This is a genomic window from Limnohabitans sp. T6-5, from assembly GCF_003063315.1.
Classification (GTDB): Bacteria; Pseudomonadota; Gammaproteobacteria; order Burkholderiales; family Burkholderiaceae_C; genus Limnohabitans_A.
This window is the reverse complement of the sequence record NZ_NERV01000002.1, coordinates 1,262,382-1,278,093: the sequence shown is the minus strand read 5'-3', so window position 1 is coordinate 1,278,093 and position 15,712 is coordinate 1,262,382. Positions and strand designations below refer to the sequence as shown.

The 15,712-nt window shown below is 57.4% G+C and carries 16 protein-coding genes; 9 read left to right on the top strand and 7 right to left on the bottom strand.

Annotation, left to right across the window (positions count from 1 at the left end; translation table 11 throughout):
- Positions 1-17: 17 nt before the first annotated feature.
- Positions 18-1,256, top strand: a complete 1,239-nt coding sequence (locus tag B9Z51_RS11670) for an NADH:flavin oxidoreductase/NADH oxidase family protein (RefSeq protein ID WP_108374696.1) — start codon at positions 18-20, stop codon at positions 1,254-1,256.
- 102 nt (positions 1,257-1,358) lie between these two features.
- Positions 1,359-2,486 (top strand): SMP-30/gluconolactonase/LRE family protein, encoded by a 1,128-nt coding sequence (locus B9Z51_RS11665; RefSeq protein WP_199227508.1) that lies wholly within the window; start codon positions 1,359-1,361, stop codon positions 2,484-2,486.
- Between the two features lie 8 nt (positions 2,487-2,494).
- On the opposite strand, the gene B9Z51_RS11660 is transcribed toward B9Z51_RS11665, so the two are convergent.
- Positions 2,495-3,214: a methyltransferase gene (locus tag B9Z51_RS11660; RefSeq protein ID WP_108374694.1), complete on the bottom strand. Its 720-nt coding sequence runs from the start codon at positions 3,212-3,214 to the stop codon at positions 2,495-2,497.
- A gap of 89 nt (positions 3,215-3,303) precedes the next feature.
- Between B9Z51_RS11660 and B9Z51_RS11655 the strand changes: the two genes are divergently transcribed.
- Entirely contained in the window at positions 3,304-3,942 is a 639-nt protein-coding gene (locus tag B9Z51_RS11655; protein ID WP_108374692.1) for an MBL fold metallo-hydrolase, read from the top strand.
- 62 nt (positions 3,943-4,004) lie between these two features.
- On the opposite strand, the gene B9Z51_RS11650 is transcribed toward B9Z51_RS11655, so the two are convergent.
- The gene (locus B9Z51_RS11650; RefSeq protein WP_108374690.1) at positions 4,005-4,862 is read right to left on the bottom strand and encodes a M48 family metallopeptidase; all 858 of its coding nucleotides are present in this window, start codon (positions 4,860-4,862) and stop codon (positions 4,005-4,007) included.
- Between the two features lie 53 nt (positions 4,863-4,915).
- On the opposite strand from B9Z51_RS11650, the gene B9Z51_RS11645 reads away from it, so the two are divergent.
- The 3 genes from B9Z51_RS11645 (at position 4,916) to B9Z51_RS11635 (ending at position 8,336) form a co-directional block, all read left to right on the top strand.
- Entirely contained in the window at positions 4,916-6,256 is a 1,341-nt protein-coding gene (locus tag B9Z51_RS11645) for an MFS transporter (RefSeq protein ID WP_199227507.1), read from the top strand.
- A gap of 81 nt (positions 6,257-6,337) precedes the next feature.
- Positions 6,338-7,039 carry a response regulator gene (locus tag B9Z51_RS11640; RefSeq protein WP_108375025.1) on the top strand — a complete coding sequence of 234 codons (702 nt, stop codon included), beginning with the start codon at positions 6,338-6,340 and terminating at the stop codon, positions 7,037-7,039.
- A 4-nt stretch (positions 7,040-7,043) separates the two neighbouring features.
- Complete coding sequence (locus B9Z51_RS11635) at positions 7,044-8,336, top strand: HAMP domain-containing sensor histidine kinase (RefSeq protein ID WP_108375023.1); 1,293 nt, start codon at positions 7,044-7,046, stop codon at positions 8,334-8,336.
- A gap of 47 nt (positions 8,337-8,383) precedes the next feature.
- On the opposite strand, the gene B9Z51_RS11630 is transcribed toward B9Z51_RS11635, so the two are convergent.
- The 4 genes from B9Z51_RS11630 to B9Z51_RS11615 form a co-directional block, all read right to left on the bottom strand.
- A complete protein-coding gene (locus B9Z51_RS11630) occupies positions 8,384-10,039 on the bottom strand; it encodes a phosphoethanolamine transferase (protein WP_146187752.1) in 1,656 nt (551 codons plus the stop codon).
- The gene (locus B9Z51_RS11625) at positions 10,026-10,229 is read right to left on the bottom strand and encodes a zinc-finger domain-containing protein (protein ID WP_108374684.1); all 204 of its coding nucleotides are present in this window, start codon (positions 10,227-10,229) and stop codon (positions 10,026-10,028) included. The genes B9Z51_RS11630 and B9Z51_RS11625 overlap by 14 nt, the downstream gene beginning before the upstream one ends.
- Before the next feature lie 10 nt (positions 10,230-10,239).
- Positions 10,240-11,178: a branched-chain amino acid transaminase gene (locus B9Z51_RS11620; protein ID WP_108374682.1), complete on the bottom strand. Its 939-nt coding sequence runs from the start codon at positions 11,176-11,178 to the stop codon at positions 10,240-10,242.
- A gap of 101 nt (positions 11,179-11,279) precedes the next feature.
- The gene (locus B9Z51_RS11615) at positions 11,280-11,696 is read right to left on the bottom strand and encodes a glycerate kinase (protein ID WP_108374680.1); all 417 of its coding nucleotides are present in this window, start codon (positions 11,694-11,696) and stop codon (positions 11,280-11,282) included.
- A 47-nt stretch (positions 11,697-11,743) separates the two neighbouring features.
- On the opposite strand from B9Z51_RS11615, the gene B9Z51_RS11610 reads away from it, so the two are divergent.
- From B9Z51_RS11610 to B9Z51_RS11600, 3 genes are all read left to right on the top strand, one after another.
- The gene (locus B9Z51_RS11610) at positions 11,744-12,505 is read left to right on the top strand and encodes a glycosyltransferase family 25 protein (protein ID WP_146187751.1); all 762 of its coding nucleotides are present in this window, start codon (positions 11,744-11,746) and stop codon (positions 12,503-12,505) included.
- 150 nt (positions 12,506-12,655) lie between these two features.
- Complete coding sequence (locus B9Z51_RS11605) at positions 12,656-13,435, top strand: PIG-L family deacetylase (protein WP_108374676.1); 780 nt, start codon at positions 12,656-12,658, stop codon at positions 13,433-13,435.
- Positions 13,407-14,201 (top strand): glycosyltransferase family 25 protein, encoded by a 795-nt coding sequence (locus B9Z51_RS11600; protein ID WP_108374674.1) that lies wholly within the window; start codon positions 13,407-13,409, stop codon positions 14,199-14,201. Before B9Z51_RS11605 ends, B9Z51_RS11600 begins: the two co-directional genes overlap by 29 nt.
- Here the strand turns inward: B9Z51_RS11600 and radA are convergent.
- Positions 14,198-15,589: a DNA repair protein RadA gene (gene radA, locus B9Z51_RS11595; protein WP_108375021.1), complete on the bottom strand. Its 1,392-nt coding sequence runs from the start codon at positions 15,587-15,589 to the stop codon at positions 14,198-14,200. The two genes, B9Z51_RS11600 and radA, sit on opposite strands and share 4 nt — an antisense overlap.
- Positions 15,590-15,712 lie beyond the last annotated feature (123 nt).

Below are 15,712 nucleotides of genomic sequence, written 5' to 3'. Positions count from 1 at the left end.
TTCTGGAGCCCACCTTCATGCCGCTGTTCACGCCCCTGTTGCTGCCCAACGGCGTCACCATTCCCAACCGCATCGCCAAGGCCGCGATGGAAGAAAACATGGCCGACAGCGACCATGCGCCCTCTGCTGCGCTGTTGCGCCTGTACCAGGCTTGGGCCGACGGGGAAGCCGGCTTGATCTTGACGGGCAACGTGATGGTGGACGCCCGTGCCATGACCGGCCCTGGTGGCGTGGTGCTTGAAGACGAGGCCCATCTGGACCGCTTCAAGGCTTGGGCCCAAGTGGGCCGCTCGCGGGGCGCACAGGTGTGGATGCAGATCAACCACCCGGGGCGCCAGATGCCCGCCGCCTTGGGCCAGCAGACGGTGGCCCCATCGCCCGTGGCGCTCAACCTGGGGGCGCAATCGAATCGATTTGCCATGCCCAAGGCCATGAGCGAAGACGACATCGAAGACGTCAAGAACCGGTTTGTGGCCACCGCCCTGCTCGCCGAACGGGCCGGGTTCACGGGCGTGCAGATCCATGCAGCGCATGGCTATTTGCTCAGCCAATTCCTTTCACCCTTGTCGAACCACCGACAGGATGCGTGGGGCGGTAGCCTGCACAACCGGGCCCGCTTGTTGCTCAACGTTGTGCAGGCGGTGCGTGCCGCCGTGGCCCCCGACTTTGCGGTGTCCGTCAAGCTCAATTCGGCTGATTTTCAGCGAGGTGGTTTTTCACCCGATGACGCTCGTGCGGTCGTTCAGATGCTGGCGCCGTTGGGTGTGGATCTGGTCGAGTTGTCGGGCGGCAGCTACGAGGCCCCGGCCATGATGGGCACGTCCAGGGACGAGCGTACGTTGGCACGCGAAGCCTACTTCCTGGAGTTCGCACGCGACATCGTGGCCGTGGCTGCCATGCCCTTGATGGTCACAGGCGGTATCCGCAGGGCCGAGGTGGCGCAGCAAGTGCTGGACAGCGGAGTGGCCATGGTGGGCATCGCCACGGCCTTGGCGCTGGAGCCCGCATTGCCCCGTCAATGGCGTGCGGGTCAAACCACGGTGCCCATGCTGCTGCACCCCATCACCTGGAAAAACAAAGGCTTGGCTGCGGCTGCGCACATGGGGGCGGTCAAGTACCAGTTGACCCGCCTGAGCCAACAGCGCCCACCCCGGCCCGGGGTGTCTCCGGTCTGGGCCTTGTTGGTGTCGCAAGTCAGCGCCATGTGGGGGGCACGCGCTTACAGGCAATGGATGCAGGGGCGACGTGTCCGCTGATGCGCCGGGTGTCACCCCACTGACGAGGGTTTGCTCTGAGGCCATGAGGGCCTGAAGCTGTTTCAATGGCTTGCGCGGCCCCTTGTGGGGTCAGACGGAGACATGATGAATAAGTTGTTGGGTGTTTGGGGTGTGATGGTGCTGGCTGGGCTGGCGTATTTTTGCCTGTGGCCCATACCGATCGAGCCGGTCAGCTGGGACGCGCCCACAGCACCCGGCTATGCGGGGTCTCATGCGGTCAACGACAAACTGGCCAAACTCAACATGATCGACCTGGGCGCCGAGGCGGGCCCGGAGCACATCGCTATTGGGCCAGACGGCAAGCTCTACACCACGGTGGAGAGCGGCCGCATCTTGCGCATGCAGCCTGACGGCACGCAGCAAGAAGTCTTTGCCCAGACGGGCGGCCGGGTGCTGGGTTTTGACTTTGACGCCAAAGGCCATTTGATTGCTGCTGACGCGGTCAAAGGCCTGCTGTCCATCGCGCCTGACAAATCGATCCAGCTGCTCACCGACCACGTCAGTGTGAACGGCAAGCCCGACCCGATTCGCTACGCCGACGCGGTGGTGGTCGCCAAAAACGGCAAGATCTACCTGAGTGACGCGTCCACCCGCTTTGCCCCCAAAGACTGGGGTGGCACCTTTGAGGCCAGCGTGCTCGACATCCTGGAGCAGACTGCCACGGGGCGCGTGCTGGAGTTTGACCCCGCCAGCGGCCAAACCCGCGTGGTGGCCAGTGGCCTCAGCTTTGCCAACGGTGTGGCGCTGAGCCAGGACGAAAAGCACCTCTTTGTGAACGAGACGGGGAAATACCGTGTCTGGAAGATCGACGTTAACGCGCAAGGTGTGGATGTGAAGGTTCTGGATGCGAAAAAGGGCGGCGAGCAGGCCCGCGTGCTGTTCAACAACTTGCCTGGATATCCCGATAACCTCATGCGGGGGCTAGATGGCAAGATTTGGCTGGGCTTTGCCAAGCCGCGCAATCCGACCATCGACAAGCTGGCACAAAAACCGTTCATGCGCAAAGTCACATTGCGCCTGCCGCGCGCGCTGTGGCCCATCCCCAAGGCTTATGGCCATGTGATCGCCTTCACCGAAGACGGCAAGGTGGTCAACGACCTGCAAGACCCGAGCGGACAGTACCCCGAGAGCACGGGCGTAACCGAATCGGCCGATCGGCTCTACATCCAGAGTCTGCACGCCAAGGGGTTGGGATGGTTGCCTCGATGAGCTCAAGGTCAAACGTTGCGCGTATAGGTGAGCATGCGGCCTTTGTAGGCGGCTATGTCATCGTGCGCTGCGTGGTCCAGCACCTGTTCATACATGGCAAAGCCCGCCCGGGCCATGTGCTTGTGAAAGGCTGAGCGGTTGCCCCGGTTCGGGTCCACCACCCAAATTTCGGAGGTCAAAGCTGCATGTGCGTCGATGAAGCTCGCCAGCGTGCCTTCGTCATCGCGCTCATACAAGATGTCACTGCCCACGATCAAGTCAAACACACCGTTCACATCTGCGTCCTCCGCCTGCGTCAGCACGGGTTGCCCGTCTTCGCGCTTGGCTGCCGTGCCCCACAAGCCATGGTTATAGGTGATGGGCGTCAAGCCATTGAGTTGCGTGTTGTGGTTCAGAAAAGCGTGGGCCAGAGGGTGGCAATCGCTGGCCGTGACATGAGCCCCACGCCGGTGCGCCACCAAACTGGAAAGGGCCAGGCCGCAACCAATCTCCAGAATCCGTTCGCCTGTGACTGGGCGCAGCGCCATGCGCTCTGCCATGCGCGCACCCGAAGGCCAGAGGAGGCCAAACAAGGGCCAGGTGGCCGCGGAAATGCCCAGATTGAGCGCCTTATCCTGCGGATCATGAAACTGGTTCTTGTCGAGCAATGAGCGGATGAGCAAGTCATCCACGCCTAAAACCGGAATGCATTCCTGCTTGGTCAGGTAGCCGGGCGAAGAGTGTGGCAAATAAGCAATCGTTGCAGCGCGCTGGCGGGGGCATCAAAAGGCGCTGACTGAGGCCACTGTACGCCTAAACCATCCGCGATAATTTAAGGATGCTGCAATACCAAACCATCCCCGTCACCCCTTTTCAGCAAAACTGCTCTCTGATCTGGGACGATCAGACCCGTCAGGCGGCAGTGATCGACCCGGGGGGCGATTTGAATGTGCTGCTGGCCGCAGTGCAAAAACGCGATCTCAAGCTTGAACAAATCTGGATCACGCATGGTCATGTGGACCATGCAGCAGGGACGGCCGATCTGGCGGAGCATTTGCAGTTGCCCATCATCGGGCCGCATCCGGGCGACCAGTTCTGGATTGATGGCCTGCCGCAAGCTGCTGCGGGTTATGGTTTTCCGCCTGCCCGGGCCTTCAAGCCCACACGCTGGCTTGCCGATGGAGACACGGTCACGCTGGGCAGTCACACCTTGCAGGTGCGTCATTGCCCGGGTCATACGCCCGGTCATGTAGTGTTTTATTCACCTGAAATCAAACGTGCCTTTGTGGGAGATGTGCTGTTTGCAGGCAGCATCGGGCGGACCGATTTTCCGCAGGGCAACCACGCTGATCTGATTGCCAGCATCACAGAGCGTCTGTGGCCCATGGGTGATGACACGGTGTTCATTCCCGGTCACGGCCCGGAGAGCACGTTTGGCCGGGAGCGCAAAAGCAATCCGTATGTCGGTGGGACCTGAGCAAATCATTGAGCAGGTTGGTGGTCGAAGGCCCCGACATCAAGCCAGAACGCTGAGCTGAATCAGCCTTGCTTGGCCTGCTCGTACAGGTGCTGAACTTTGGGCAAGTTGGCTTCGAGTTCCTGGATACGGTTGGCACCGCTGGGGTGTGTGGACAAGAAGGCAGGGCTGCCGTTGCTATTGGCCGCGAGCATTTTCTTCCATAAGGCTACGCTCGCTTCTGGGCGGTAACCGCCCCGAGCGGCGATCTCCAGCCCCACCAGATCGGCCTCGGTTTCGTCGTCCCGGCTGTATTTGAGTGTCAACAACTGCGTTCCCAGGTTGGCTGCAGCATCACCCAATGAACCCAGACCCAGCAACTGGGATGCGATCGACAGGCCCATGCTGGTCATTTGGCTTTTGGCCAGTCGTTCCCGGGCATGTTCCCGCAGGGCATGGGCCATTTCGTGACCCATGATCATGGCGACCTCGTCATCATTTAACTGAAGCTGTTCCAGGATGCCCGTATAGAAAGCAATTTTTCCCCCTGGCATGCACCATGCGTTGAGCTGTTTGCTGCCAATCAGGTTGATTTGCCATCGCCAACTGCGCGCGCGGGGATTCCACTGCGCTGCGTGGGGGATCAGTTTTTGGGCGATGCCGTGCAGGCGTTGCAATTGAGGGTGACCTTCTTGGGCCAATGCGCCTTTGTTGCGTGCTTCGGTAAGCACTTGGTTGTATTGCTGTCGGGCAGAGGCTTCCAGGGTTTCCGCAGGCACCAGATTGCGCATGCTGGAAGATTCACCCACATTCACTTGCCCCAGCGCGGTGCCTGCAGCTGTGGCGCCTGCAACCAGCAAGAACGCACGGCGAGCTTGCCAGCGCGAAGATGGGCTTGCAGGCAGAGTTGAGGAAGTTTTGAGATCGCAAAGGCAGCACATGGGGGTAAATGATAACGAAAAGCCTGGCGAGTGCAGAGCCTGATAATCCAGGCATGTCCGTATCCACCTCTTCTTTATTGCCTTCCCAGCGCAGCTGGCGTGAGGCCTGGCGTCTTTACCTGCAACCGGCAAGTTTGCGCATGCTCATGCTGGGCTTTGCTGCGGGCTTGCCTCTCTTGCTGGTTTTGGGCACGCTGAGTTTCCGCTTGCGTGAGGCAGGCATTGACCGCAGCACCATCGGTTACCTGAGCTGGGTGGGCTTGGCCTATGGCTTCAAATGGATGTGGGCGCCTCTGGTGGACCGCATGCCCATTCCATGGCTCACGCGTTACCTGGGGCGGCGACGCAGTTGGTTGTTGCTGTCGCAAATGACCATCGTGGGCGGGCTTGTTGGCATGGCGGTGAACGACCCATCGCAGGTGCTGGGTCCACTGGTGGGTTGTGCCTTGGCCGTGGCATTTGCGTCGGCAACGCAGGACATTGCACTGGATGCCTACCGCATCGAGTCGGCCGAGGTGAACGCTCAAGCTGCTTTGGCAGCCAGTTACCAGACCGGCTACCGTTTGGCCATGATCTGGGCTGGCGCAGGGGTGCTGTGGATTGCAGCACGGGCGCAAGGTCTTGACAGCACGGGTTATGTGCAGGCCGCATGGCAAACCGCCTACCTGGTGATGGCGGCCAGCATGCTGCCCGGCATGCTCATGGTCATCAGTGCACCTGAGCCTGAGCCTGCCCCCATGACCCCTGCGCGCAACCTGCGTGAGTGGTTGCAAGGCGCGCTGGTCGAACCTTTTGCCGATTTCTGGCGCCGTTACCGCTGGCAGGCCTTGTTGGTGCTGGGGTTGATCGCGGTCTACCGCATCAGCGATGTGGTCATGGGCATCATGGCCAATCCGTTTTATGTCGACATGGGCTTCACCAAAGATGAGGTGGCTGCGGTCACCAAGGTGTACGGCGTGGTCATGACGCTGGTAGGGGCGTTTGTCGGGGGCGTGCTGTCTGGCCGCTTTGGTGTGATGCGCATTCTCATGCTGGGCGCCATCTTGAGCGCGGCCAGCAATGTTCTGTTTGCCTGGCTCAGCGGCGTGGGGCATGACGTGACGGCCTTAATCTGGGTGGTGTCTGCCGATAACCTGGCCAGCGGCATCGCATCGGCCGCCTTCATCGCCTACTTGTCATCGCTGACCAACATCACTTATTCGGCCACCCAATACGCCTTGCTCAGCTCCATGATGCTGCTCTTGCCCAAGTTTGTGGCCGGTTTCTCGGGTGATTTTGTCAACGCACACGGGTATGCCCAGTTTTTCACGGCCACGGCCTGGTTGGGCGTGCCTGTGCTGTTGCTGGTGGCGTTGGCGTCACGGGTGCATGCCCGGTCCAGCGGAGCAGCTTGAGTTTTTTATCCGCACAAGGGGGTTTACCCAAATTTACAGAGCGGATATCTCAAGCCAGTGCACAACTGCGAAGATGATGTCATGCAACAACTCCTGATGATCGAAGATGATGCCCGCTTGGCGGGCATGGTGTCGGATTACCTGGGTGCCTCGGGTTACCAAGTCAGTCATGCACCCGATGCCCAAAGTGGTTTGGCCAAGCTGCAATCGGCGGCTGTGGACTTGGTCATCCTTGACCTGATGCTGCCCGATATGGATGGTTTGCAGGTGTGCCAACGCATCCGCGCCTTGCCTGGCGCCTTGGGCCAGGTGCCCGTTCTCATGCTCACCGCCAAGGGCGACCCGATGGACCGCATCATTGGGCTTGAAATGGGCGCTGATGACTACCTGCCCAAACCTTTTGAGCCCCGAGAATTGCTGGCACGCATCAAGGCCATCTTGCGCCGCAAAGGCCCTGAGGCGTTGACTGGCGGACATGTCATGCAATTTGGTGCGTTGGAAATCGATCGCGATGCACGCCGTGTGAGTGTCAAAGGGCAAGTGTGCGAATTGACGTCTTACCAGTTTGATTTGCTGGTGGCCCTGGCTGAGCGTGCCGGGCGCGTGTTGACGCGCGACCAAATTATGGAAGCCGTACGGGGCCGCGAGTTGGAGGCCTTTGACCGATCCATTGACGTGCACATGGGGCGCATTCGCGCGGCCATTGAGGCAGACGCCAAATCACCGCAACGCATCCTGACCGTGCGCGGTGTGGGTTATGTGTTTGCACGTCAGCAAGATTGAAGCCATGTCACTCAAAACGTTGGCCCGATCCTGGTCCAGGCACCTTTATCTGCGCATCTGGTTGTCGGTGGTCTTGGGCGTTGCACTGCTCATGGGCGGGGTCGGCTGGGCATGGCGTGTTTCGGTAGAACACAACACGGCGCAGCCCACGCCTCGTGAATGGGTGGTCTTGAATGCACAGGGCGAGGTGCTCGCCAGCACCACCGTGCGCCCCCGCCCCGGGGTGCCGCTCTTGTTTGAAATTGCGCTGCCAGACGGCACAAAAATGCCCCTGCAAATGCAGCGCAAAGGCGATTGGCCCAGTGCCGGTTCGGGGCAGAGGATGGGCCCCGGCAGTCCAGTCCACATGCGCAACGACCCGCCTTGGTGGACCAAACCCCCGTATGGCTTTGTGTGGTTGCTGACGCTCATTGGCGTGGCCGTCGCACTGGTTCTTTACCCGGTCGTGCGCCGCTTGACCCAGCGTCTAGAGGATTTGCAACGCGGCGTCCAGCGCTGGGGTGAAGGGGACCTGACAGTGCGGGTGCCGGTGCAAGGGGATGACGAAGTGGCTGATTTGTCCCAACGGTTCAATCAAGCGGCTGAACGCATTGAGGGCCTGATGGCTTCGCAAAAATCCTTGCTGGCCAATGCCTCGCACGAGCTGCGCTCACCCTTGGCACGCATCCGCATGGGGCTGGAACTGATGGAGGCCCCGACCTCCGATACGGCCATGCGTCAGCGCAACCGCGACGAAATTTTGCTGAATATGACTGAGCTGGATCAGCTCATTGATGAAATTCTGCTGGCCAGTCGACTGGATGCCAAAGATGCCGACATGGGATCCGTGGAGTCGGTGGATTTGGTGGGTTTGTGTGCCGAAGAGTGCGCCCGCGTGGGTGCATTGTTGGATGTGCCGGAAGGCATGCCCGCGCTAGAGGTTCAAGGTGTCGGCAAGCTGCTGCGGCGCCTGGTGCGGAATTTGCTCGAGAACGCACGGCGCTATGGTGTCTCAGGAGAGCAATCTGACGACATCGTTGTCTCCTTGCGCCTTGAAAACGATCAGATTTTCTTCAAGGTGTGTGACCGAGGACCAGGCGTTCCCGAGCAGTGGCGTGAGCGAATTTTTGAACCGTTTTTCAGATTGCCTGGTGCCAGCGAGCGCAATGGCGGTGTTGGCTTGGGGTTGGCCTTGGTCAAGTCGATTGCACGACGTCACGGCGCTTCTGTGCATTGCGAAGATCGCTCAGGAGGAGGAAGCTCTTTTATTGTGACGGGTTGGATTCACTGGCCAGAACCTCGCACAACGCTAACTTGAGCCTTCTTCCCTGCCGATCAGGTCAAATTGCAGGTCTGAACCGGCACTCAGTGTGCTGCTTCCGCGTTGAAGGCAGCAGACAAGGGATCTGACTTTTTTTCATACCATTTCGAATGAATTCCAAGCAAATGTTGCATGGCTTGGTCGGCATATTCCAAAGGGAATTTTTTGGTTTCGATATGAATTTTTTGGGGTTTTTGACCGGGCTGATAATTCCATAACCACATTGGAATCGAGTATCCACTCGCGTCTTGCTCGCTGTGGCCAGAAAAATTTCGGTTGTGTCCGACCTCTTGACCGTGATCAGAAAAATAAAGCACCGAAATTTTGCGATCATTTCGCAACTCACTAATCGCTTGCAGCATCTCTGCATTGGCCTGAGCTCCGCAGTAAACCGCGTTGTCGTATTCATTTCGCGATTGACGAATGCTGTCCTTTCGACCGGCTCTCTTCATGTCTTGCATGACAGGATCGTCATCCACACCAGAGAAGGGGCCAATGCCTTTGGGGCAGCGCAGTTCATAGTGGAAGTGCTGACCTAACAGATGAATCACAATCAATTCGTAAGGCCGCGCTGCTTGGCTCAGCATCTTGCGAAGAGGTTTGACCAAATCGCGATCGACGGAGGAGCTATCACGCCAGTTGCCGTTGTTGATAAACACCTTCTCGTCAGCGTCACGAGCAATTGCGGCGAACCAACCATCATTGCTGGGCTGATTGGAGAGCCAGCGTGTGTAAAAGCCAGCTTCTTTGGCCATAAAAGTGATGTCTGGGGTGGTTTTCCAGAGGTCCGGTTGTTCACTTGTTGCTGGGGTCAGCGCCAATTTAAGCGAAGGCAAAGTGAACGCCTGCTGGGACGTGGCATTGGAAAATAAGGTGACCTGACCGGGGAGTTTTTCAAACGCTTCTTGCAAAGGTTGCGTCGTATCGCGCGGATAACCCAACAAATGCCAGTTCAATCGGTTATCACTTTCACCAATGAATACAACGACAGTGTGCGGTCGCTGATCAACAAGATGCGCATCCCATGCTGCATGCTGGCGCCACAGTGCCTTTCGCTGGTTTTCAAACGCTTGAATTTCCTTTTGGGCCTCTGCATGACTTGAAAACAACACGCCCCATCTTAGAAAAGGTTGTGCCCCGAGCATGCTGGGGTTGAAATGAAGCAGCACGGTGAACGTCATCAATGCTGCCATGCCCCAAAATGCTGGACGACTGTATGGGCGCTTGGGCGCCTCTGCCCAAACTTTTCGTCCTTGCCACCCCAAGAGCATCAGGCAGATCGCCCACGCCAGTCCTTTGAAAATGGGCCAGCGTTGCTCCATGACAAAACCTGATGCTTCAGCCGTATTGGTGTTGGCCAAGGCCTCCGCCAACACATTGGGCTGCGGTGAAACACCAAAAAATCCTCTGATAACGCCTTGTGAAGCACAGTCCAACACGAAAAAAGTGGTCATCAGCATCCAGGTCCAACGGGTCAATTTGGGCGAGTGGGCTCGCGCCAAGACCAGTGAACTGGCTGTCAATGTGAACCACCAAAGGGTTGTTTTGGCTGCGTCAGAGCCCCGAGCGAAGCCCAACCCCCAAAAACTCGCCCCAATCAACACCCCCATCAGCGCAAAAACGACCCAAGCCCAATTTTTTTGGGGACGAACGACTTCACGGGCTGAGGGATGCATTAAATCGACTTCAGTGCGCGCCACCAAAGTGCTCACCTGCCTTGAGCTGGTAAACCGTGCCGCAATAAGGGCACTTGGCTTCGCCAGTCTTGGCCACGTCCAGGTAGACCTTGGGGTGGCTGTTCCAGAGTTTCATGTCAGTCTTGGGGCTGGGGCAGAACACGCCGCCTTGGGGATTCAGGTCGGCGGCCAGCAGTTCAACGGTGTTGCTCATGTGTGTTTCCTCAAACCAATGTCAGCCAATGGGCGTACTTGGGGTTGCGGCCGTTGACGATGTCAAAGAACGCGCTCTGGATTTTCTCAGTGACCGGGCCACGGCTGCCCGTGCCGAGTTCAATGCGGTCAAGTTCACGGATCGGGGTCACCTCGGCGGCGGTGCCGGTGAAGAACGCTTCGTCGGCGATGTACACCTCGTCGCGGGTGATGCGCTTTTGCACGATCTCCAGGCCCAGGTCCTTGGCGATGTGGAACACAGTGTTGCGGGTGATGCCGTTCAAGGCACCGGCCGACAGGTCGGGCGTGTAGATCACGCCGTCCTTGACCACGAAGATGTTTTCGCCAGCGCCTTCGGACACAAAGCCCGAGGTGTCGAGCAACAGGGCTTCGTCATAGCCTTCGTCGGTCACTTCCATGTTGGCCAAGATGGAGTTGGTGTAGTTGCTCACCGCCTTGGCTTGCGTCATGGTGATGTTGACGTGGTGGCGGGTGTAGCTGCTGGTCTTGACGCGGATGCCGCGCTTCATGCCTTCTTCGCCCAGGTACGCGCCCCATGTCCAGGCTGCGACCATCAGATGGATGGTGTTGCCCTTAGGGCTGACGCCCAATTTCTTGTCGCCGATCCAGGTCAAGGGGCGGATGTAGCCGCTTTCGAGCTGGTTCTCGCGCACCACAGCACGCTGGGCCTCGTTGACCTGTTCTTTGGTGAAGGGGATCGCCATGCGCAGGATCTTGGCGCTGTTGAACAGGCGGTCGGTGTGTTCCTGAAGGCGGAAGATGGCTGTGCCTTGCTCGGTTTTGTAGGCGCGCACGCCCTCGAAGGCCCCGCAGCCGTAGTGCAGGGTGTGGCTCAGCACATGGATCTTGGCATCGCGCCAATCGACCATCTGGCCGTCCATCCAGATTTTGCCGTCGCGGTCAGACATGGAGGGGATGACAACGCTCATCGAAGTGTCCTTGATAGTGGTGGGTTTTGCAGCCTGTTAAACGGCCATTTTACGGCTTGCGCCAGCCGCCTTCGGGAGCAACGGCAACAGTGTCGTTGAGCTCAGGCCTGCGGTTTAGCGTCGACCTGCGCAGCGGGCCGCTGCAGCTGCCATTCGGTCAGCTTGCCCCCCTCAAAGGTGCAGGTGACGCAGGATTCGCCCGCGTCCGTCCAGGTGAAGATTTCGGGCTGCTCGTCCTTGGGGCTTTGCAACTGGCCCAGCGAGCGGGTCATGGCGATCACATGCATGAGCGTGACGCCTTTTTTGAGCTTGGCATTGAGCATGACCGCGCTACCCACATGACCCACTGGGCGGTTGGCCGCTTTTTTGAGGATGGTCATGAGCCGCGTGAAGTGCAAAAGAATCCACATCACCACACCGCCAGCGGCCAGGGCGATGCCCTGCCAGCCCATGGTGCGCCAGGCGCCGATGGTGAGGATTACGATGGCCAAGGGGGCCAAGAGGTTTTTGTAATTCATTGGTAAAGATGTGCTGACAGAAATCGTAGTTGCTGATAATAACTGTCATGTATTTAGAAAAATTCCTGATTTTGGTCATCAATTTGGATCGGGCGCCACAGCGCCTTGAAAAAATCAAGCTTCAGCTAGATCGTTTAGGACTACCATGGGAACGATTGCTTGCGTCGGACGGGCAGCAACTTGATATGGCTGATCCTTCACTGTTTGATAACAAGACGTTTGCAATCAGGCATGGCAAGACAGCCCTTGCGGGCGAAATAGGCTGTTATTTGTCTCATGCTCGAGCTCTTGAACGACTACTGTCCAGCGAAGCTCAATATGCGGTGATACTTGAAGACGATGTATTGCTGCAAGATGATCTGCCAGATGTCCTGATCGCACTGGACAAGCGCTCTTTGGATTGGGATATGGTCAAGCTATCAGGCATTCATCGGGGGCATCCTTTGTCCTTGGGCAAGTTGACAGATCAGCATGAATTAACCGTGATGATGAGTCGATATACGGGAGCTAGCGCATACATCGTCAACAAACGGGCTGCACAGATCTATGTTCAAGGCCTATTGCCAATGCGAATCCCGTATGATCACGAATTTGATCGTGGGTGGCATTGGGCGTTGAAGATACGTGCGGTGTTGCCTACACCTTGTGTTCATGATCAAGTTGTTCAATCAACGATCGAAAGCCCAGCCAATAATCGGCTTAAATTTGTTTGGTACAAACGCTTGCCAACTCTAGGCTGGCGTATAGGGAATGATTGCCGCCGTTGCATTTACGCCATGAAAGCATGGTTTCGTATTAAATTTATTTAACTCAATTGGGCAAGTTTCTTTGCAGTTATGGCTCAATACGTTGGCAAGTTTTAAGGTCTTTGATGCTAAGTTGATCGGCTTAACTTGAGATTTTGAAATTTAATCTAACCATAAGTTCGCTTGACCATTTAGCTGAAAGTTGAAAAATTCATGACACATCTGCTTACGCATGGTCAACTCAAATCAATGGCCGCCGAAGGTGTTTTGGTTCTTTCGCCTCATTTTGATGATGGCTGCTTTTCATTGGGTGGCATGCTGACGACCTGGCGCGCAGGTGTTCTTGTCAATGTATTCAATCGTTCGATACACATCCCAAATACAGATGCAGGCTCTCATGTCATAACCAGCGAGAGTCAAGTCGCCCAAGTACGAGACCAAGAAGATCAAATTTTCGCCGACAGATGCGCAATGGGTAGATGCCAGTTGGAGGGGGCAGAACCGGGACTTCTTGGCCGGCGCCCAAATGATCTTTCGGGCTTACCCCATGATATTGAAGCGATGACTATCACGGTTTTGGAGAAATTACAACAATTACGTGGCTCTCATGGCAAGCGTCCTTGGCTCATGACACCCATGGCGATCGGACGTCATGTTAACCACCATGCTGTGCATCAGATCATTTGGCAACATCGTGAATTTTTACGATCTGCTTTCCGATTGGGCTTTTATGAGGATCTGCCTTACGCACACGACCCGGTAGCAAGAATCCATGCAATCAAGCGTTTCCGATCTCAATGGGGACGTGGAATGATTCGCCAAGCTTGGCCAATAACTTGGGCGAAGAAGCTTGAACTGGTGATGATTTATGCCAGTCAACATAAGCGCACGCCTTCAGTCATGAAATATCGACCTGCTGCAATTTGGCCAATGGTTTGTCACGAAGCTTTCTGGTGTGCCCCTGATGAGTTGGAGATTGAGTTTAATGACTGAATTTTCATGCGCGTGTTACGTTATCAATCTGGACCGAAGTCCGGATCGAATGAACCGCATCGCAGATAATCTCCAAAAAATTGGCTTAGCTTATGAACGACATCCTGCTGTTGATGGGCGGGGTTTGGATCTTTGCTCACAATTAGATTTCGATGCAACGGGTTACGCACGAATGCACGGGAAACGACCCGTTGCGAATGAAGTAGGTTGTTATCTCAGCCACATGAATGCCATCAAACGGTTCTTGCAGACAGATGAAAAATATTGCCTGATTTTGGAAGATGATGCATTGCTCCCCACCGATTTGTTAGAAGTCTTGCAACAGGTACTGTCTTCACCCGCTCAGGGTGATTTAACCCTGTTGTATGGCAATCGACGGATGGTTGCTTTGCCTGTTGCTCGCTTGTCAGGACGTCGAAATATCGTGGGCTATTGGGGTAAGCAAACAGGAGCTGTTGCCTACCTGATCAATCGTAAAGCTGCCAAAGCCTTTTTGCACCACATGCTACCGATGCGACTGCCCCTCGATCACGCATTTAGCCAAGTCTGGGCAATGGGTATTCGCATTCGTGGCGTCCATCCATTTCCTGTGACAACAGGCGCATTCGACTCGGTGATCGGAAAAACGGGTGAGAAATTTCCCTTACGCCACCGCTTTCAAACTTTGAGATTCAGATTTTTGAGTGAAATGCGTCGATACAAATATCAAATGTTTCAGGATCGAATTTTTCTGGAAGCAATCCGATATTTGCGACGCAAGTCTTAATTCAGCCCCCGCACCACCTGCATCGCCTCTTCGATGCGCTCGACCGGGTACACCGTCAGGCCCTCAAAGGCCTTGTCGCCTTTTTTGGGCATGTTGGCCTTGGGCACCACGGCGGTCTTGAAGCCGAGTTTGGCCGCTTCCTTCAGGCGCTCCTGACCGCGTGGCGCGGGGCGCACTTCACCCGCCAGGCCCACTTCGCCAAAGGCGATGAAGCCCTTGGGCAGCGGCTTGCCGCGCAGGCTGCTGGTGATGGCCAGCATCACCGCCAGGTCGGCGGCGGGCTCCCGAATGTGCACACCGCCCACCGCGTTCACAAACACGTCCTGGTCCATGCAGGCCACGCCCGCGTGCCGGTGCAGCACAGCCAACAGCATGGCCAGGCGGTCGCGTTCCAGACCCACCGACAGGCGTCGGGGACTTGGGCCGCCGGAGTCCACCAAGGCCTGGATCTCGACCAGCATGGGGCGCGTGCCTTCGAGTGTGACCATGACGCAGCTGCCGGGCACCGGCTCGCTGTGCTGGCTCAAGAAGATGGCGCTCGGGTTGCTCACGCCCTTGAGGCCTTTTTCGGTCATGGCGAACACGCCAATTTCGTTCACGGCCCCAAAGCGGTTCTTGATGGCGCGGATCAGGCGAAAGTTCGAATGCGTGTCGCCTTCAAAGTAGAGCACCGTGTCCACCATGTGCTCCAGCACGCGCGGGCCGGCGAGCGCTCCCTCCTTGGTCACATGGCCGACCAGCACGATGGTGGTGCCGGTGGCTTTGGCGGTGCGGGTCAGGTGCGCCGCGCACTCGCGCACCTGCGCCACAGAGCCGGGTGCCGAAGTTAGCTGGTCCGAGTACACCGTCTGGATCGAGTCGATGATGGCGATGTTGGGCTGGCGGGACTGCAGGGTGTGCAGGATCTTTTCAAGCTGGATCTCGGGCAGCACGGGCACTTGCGAGTCGGGCAGGCCCAGACGGCGTGAGCGCATGGCCACTTGGGCGCCGCTTTCTTCGCCCGTCACATACAGGGTGTTCATGCCGCTGCGCTGCAAGGCGTCCACGGCCTGCAACAGCAAGGTCGATTTGCCGATGCCCGGATCGCCGCCGATCAGCACGACCCCGCCTTCGACCATGCCGCCGCCCAGCACCCGGTCAAGTTCGTCGATGCCGGTGGGGTGGCGGTCAAAGTCGGCCGCTTCGATCTGCGACAGGGGCAGCACTTCACTGGAGGGGGCCAAGGCTTGGTATTGCGCCGAGCCCAGGCGGTTTTTGCCACCACTGGCAGCTTCGGCCGCGCTCTCGATCAGGGTGTTCCAGGCGTTGCAGCTGGGGCATTTGCCCATCCAGCGGGCGCTGGTGCCGCCGCATTCGGTGCAGGTGTAAATCGATTTGTCTTTGGCCATGGGGCCAGATTGTGCCGCGAGTACTGGTTGCATGACCAGTGGTCAATAAAACATTTGGACATATATGAATTGACAATAATTCAAATTGGAAATATAGTTCAGGTCTACCCGATGCAGTCAACC